This is a genomic window from Ramlibacter sp. (assembly GCF_035706265.1).
GTDB lineage: Bacteria > Pseudomonadota > Gammaproteobacteria > Burkholderiales > Burkholderiaceae_C > Ramlibacter.
In genome coordinates this window covers 1-3,426 of record NZ_DASSVG010000349.1, presented here as the reverse complement: position 1 = coordinate 3,426, position 3,426 = coordinate 1, and the positions used below count along the sequence as shown (strand labels likewise).

Genomic DNA, 3,426 nt, shown 5'->3' with positions numbered 1-3,426 from the left:
CCGGCAGCGCCCGCGTGCGGGGCTGGTAGTGGGCACCGGCCGCGACCGGCCTGCCGTCGAACACGTGGACGTGGCAGTCCCAGCCGGGCGGAAGGGAAGCGCTTGCGCGGTCCAAGCGTTCAGCCCACGCTGATCCTGCGTTCGCGTACCACGCGCGCCCACAGCGCCTGCTGCTGCTGCAGGAAGTCGGCAGCCTGCTCCGGCCCGCCGGTGAAGACCTCGCCGCTCAGGCTGCGCACGCGGCCCAGCACCTCCGGCTCCGCCATCGCCTTGGCGATCGCGTTCCCCAGTTTTGCGCGCACCGCCGGCGCGATGCCGGCCGGGGCCAGCACCGGGTTCCATTCCAGCACCTCGTAGCCGGAGACGCCCGCTTCTTCCATGGTGGGCACGTCGGGCAGGGCGCGGGCGCGGCGCGTGCTGGTCACGGCCAGCGGCCGCAGCTTGCCGCCCTGGATGTGGCCCAGCGACGACGCCACGTTGGCGAAGAACAGCGGCACCTGGCCGCCCATCACGTCGTTGAGGGCCGGGCCGCCGCCCTTGTACGGCACGTGCACGAGGTTCACGTCGGCGCGCTGCTCGAACAGGGCGCCGGCCAGGTGCTGCGCCGAGCCGTTGCCGGAGGACGCATAGGCGATCCGCGCCGGCTTCTCCTTCGCCATCCGGATCACGTCGCGCACGCCCTTCGCCTCGTACGACGGCGTGCAGACCATCACGTTCGGGAACAGCGCCAGCACCGCGAGCGGCGCGAAGGCGCTGGCGGTGTCGTACGGCAGCTTGGGGAACAGCGAGGGATTGACCGCGAAGGAGGAGGCGTCGAGCAGCAGCTGCGAGCCGTCCGGCGTGGCGCGGGCGACCTGCGCCGCGGCCAGCTGGCCGCTCGCGCCCGGCTTGTTCTCGACGACGACGTTCTGCCCCAGCGCCTGCGCCATGTGCGGCGCGAGCAGGCGCGCCATCAGGTCGGCGCCGCCGCCGGCGGGATAGGAAACGATCAGCGAAATCAGCCGGCCGCCGGCAATGGTGTCCTGCGCGCGCGCCAGCATGGGCGCGGCGATGGCGGCGCCGGCGGTGGCCAGCAGCGTTCGGCGGGTGATGCGGGACATGGAACTCCTTCTCAAGTGATCGTGACGGCGTAGTGGAAAGCGTGGGCGTCGCCGAACGTGGTGCGCGCCTCGACGCAGCGGCCCGCGAGGTCGTAGGCGCGCCGCTCGACGCGCGCGCAAGGGTGGCCGGCCGGCAGGCCCAGGTGCGCGGCCTGCGCCGCGGCGAGGGTGCCGAAGCCGATCTCGTCGGTCGCGCGCTGCACGTGCACGCCGCAGCGTTGCGCGTACATCGGATAGAACAGGTCGTCCCATTCCGCCGCCGGCGTCTCGGCCAGGGCCTGGAACAGCGGCAGCGGCAGGTGGATCTCCTCCAGCAGGCGCGGCCGGCCGCCCAGGCTGCGCACGCGCAGCAGGTGCAGCACCGGCTCGCCGCGGGCGATGCCCAGGCGCTGGGCGACTTCGGCCGACGCGGCCGTCTTGCGCCGGGAGACGATGCGCGAGGCCGGCACCTCGCCGGAGCCGTCGCCGAAGCGGAAGAAGCGCAGCATGGGCGCGCCCGTCATCGCCGCGCGCACGAAGGTGCCGCGGCCGTGGATGCGTTCGAGCAGGCCTTGCGACGCGAGCAATTCCAGCGCGCGCCGCAGCGTGGCCATCGCCACCCCGTGCTGCACCGCGAGCGCCTGTTCGGAAGGCAGGGCCGTGCCGGGCGGCCACTCGCCCGCCTGCACCCGGGCGCGCAGGGCGGCGGCGATGGCGGCGTAGCGGCTGACGCCCGGTTCGGCGGCGAGGGCGGTGGCGGGAATAGTGCAGTCCTCTCGAGGAGTAGTGGAGCGCGACTGTAGCGTTGGCTTGGAACGGCAGGGCTGGGGGAAAACCCGGGGCGCCGCTCTAGAGCCGCCGCTCCAAACCAATCCGGCCGAAAATAGGTCAAAATCGAACGATCGTTCGTTTTATTTTTGGCTCAACCCATCCGACCATGTCCGTTACCGCACTGCCCGTGAAGCCCGCCCGCGCGCGCGAGGGCAAGGCCCTGCACAAGGGCCAGCAGACCAAGGCGGCCATCGTCGATGCCGCCCTGGGGCTGGCCACGCAGATCGGCCTGGAGGGCCTGTCCATCGGGGCCCTGGCCGAAGTCACGCAAATGAGCAAGTCGGGCGTCTTCGCCCACTTCGGCTCGCGCGAGGAACTGCAGATCTCCGTGGTGCGCGAGTACCACGCGCGCTTCGAGCAGGAGGTGTTCTATCCCGCCCTGGCCGAGCCGCGCGGCCTGCCGCGCCTGCGCGCGATGTTCGCCAACTGGATGAAGCGCACTTCGATCGAGCTCGATTCCGGCTGCATCTACATCAGCGGCGCCGTCGAATTCGACGACCGCCCCGGCCCCGTGCGCGACGCCCTCGCATCCTCGGTCCAGACCTGGCACGAGGCGATGAAGCGCGCCATCGCCATGGCCAAGGAGGAGGGCCACATCGACGCCGCGACCGACGAGGAGCAGATGCTGTTCGAGATCCACGGCCTGATCCTCGCGCTGCACTACGAGGCGCGCTTCCTCAAGGTTCCCGACTCGATCGCCCACGCCAACACGGGCTTCGAGCACATCCTGCAACGCTACGGCGCGACCCCGTCGCCCGCCGCCAAGTCCCTTTCCAAACCCGCCCGCGCGGCCAAGAACGCCAAGGAGTAAGAAGACCATGCCCACGTACACCCCGCCGTTGCGCGACATGCAGTTCGTGATCCACGAAGTGTTCAACCTGGCCGAGGAGCTCAAGCCCTGCCCGCGCCACGCCGACATCGACGTCGAGACCATCAACGCGGTGCTGGAGGAGGGCGGCAAGTTCGCCAGCGAGGTGACGCAGCCCCTCAACCGCATCGGCGACGAGCAGGGCTGCACGCTCGACCCGAAGACGCACGAGGTCACCACGCCGCAGGGCTTCAAGGAGGCCTATGCCAAGTACGTCGAAGGCGGGTGGCCGGCGCTGTCCTGCGATCCCGAGTTCGGTGGCCAGGGCCTGCCCTTCGTGCTGAACCAGTGCCTCTACGAGATGCTCAATAGCGCCAACCAGGCCTGGACCATGTACCCCGGCCTCTCGCACGGCGCCTACGAGGCCCTGCACGCGCACGGAACCGAGGAGCAGAAGCGCCTCTACCTGGGCAAGCTGGTGAGCGGCGAGTGGACCGGCACCATGTGCCTGACCGAGCCGCACTGCGGCACCGACCTGGGCCTGCTGCGCACCAGGGCCGAACCGCAGGCCGACGGCACCTACAAGCTCACCGGCACCAAGATCTTCATCTCCGCCGGCGAGCACGACATGACGCCCAACATCGTGCACCTGGTGCTGGCCCGCCTGCCGGACGCGCCGCAGGGCAGCAAGGGCATCTCGCTGTTCGT

At 70.8% G+C, this 3,426-nt stretch carries 4 protein-coding genes; 2 read left to right on the top strand and 2 right to left on the bottom strand.

All coding sequences use genetic code 11. The features are described 5' to 3' along the window. Positions 1-119 precede the first annotated feature (119 nt). Together VFM98_RS12850 and VFM98_RS12845 are read right to left on the bottom strand one after the other, a co-directional pair. Entirely contained in the window at positions 120-1,100 is a 981-nt protein-coding gene (locus VFM98_RS12850; RefSeq protein ID WP_325110316.1) for a tripartite tricarboxylate transporter substrate binding protein, read from the bottom strand. 11 nt (positions 1,101-1,111) lie between these two features. Beyond that, positions 1,112-1,792 carry a GntR family transcriptional regulator gene (locus VFM98_RS12845; protein ID WP_325110317.1) on the bottom strand — a complete coding sequence of 227 codons (681 nt, stop codon included), beginning with the start codon at positions 1,790-1,792 and terminating at the stop codon, positions 1,112-1,114. A gap of 224 nt (positions 1,793-2,016) precedes the next feature. Here VFM98_RS12845 and VFM98_RS12840 point away from each other — a divergent pair, with 224 nt between their 5' ends. Both VFM98_RS12840 and VFM98_RS12835 read left to right on the top strand, forming a co-directional pair. Beyond that, the gene (locus VFM98_RS12840) at positions 2,017-2,721 is read left to right on the top strand and encodes a TetR/AcrR family transcriptional regulator (RefSeq protein ID WP_325110315.1); all 705 of its coding nucleotides are present in this window, start codon (positions 2,017-2,019) and stop codon (positions 2,719-2,721) included. A 7-nt stretch (positions 2,722-2,728) separates the two neighbouring features. After that, positions 2,729-3,426, top strand: a 698-nt coding sequence (locus VFM98_RS12835; RefSeq protein WP_325110314.1) for an acyl-CoA dehydrogenase family protein, incomplete at its 3' end; no start/stop codon positions are given.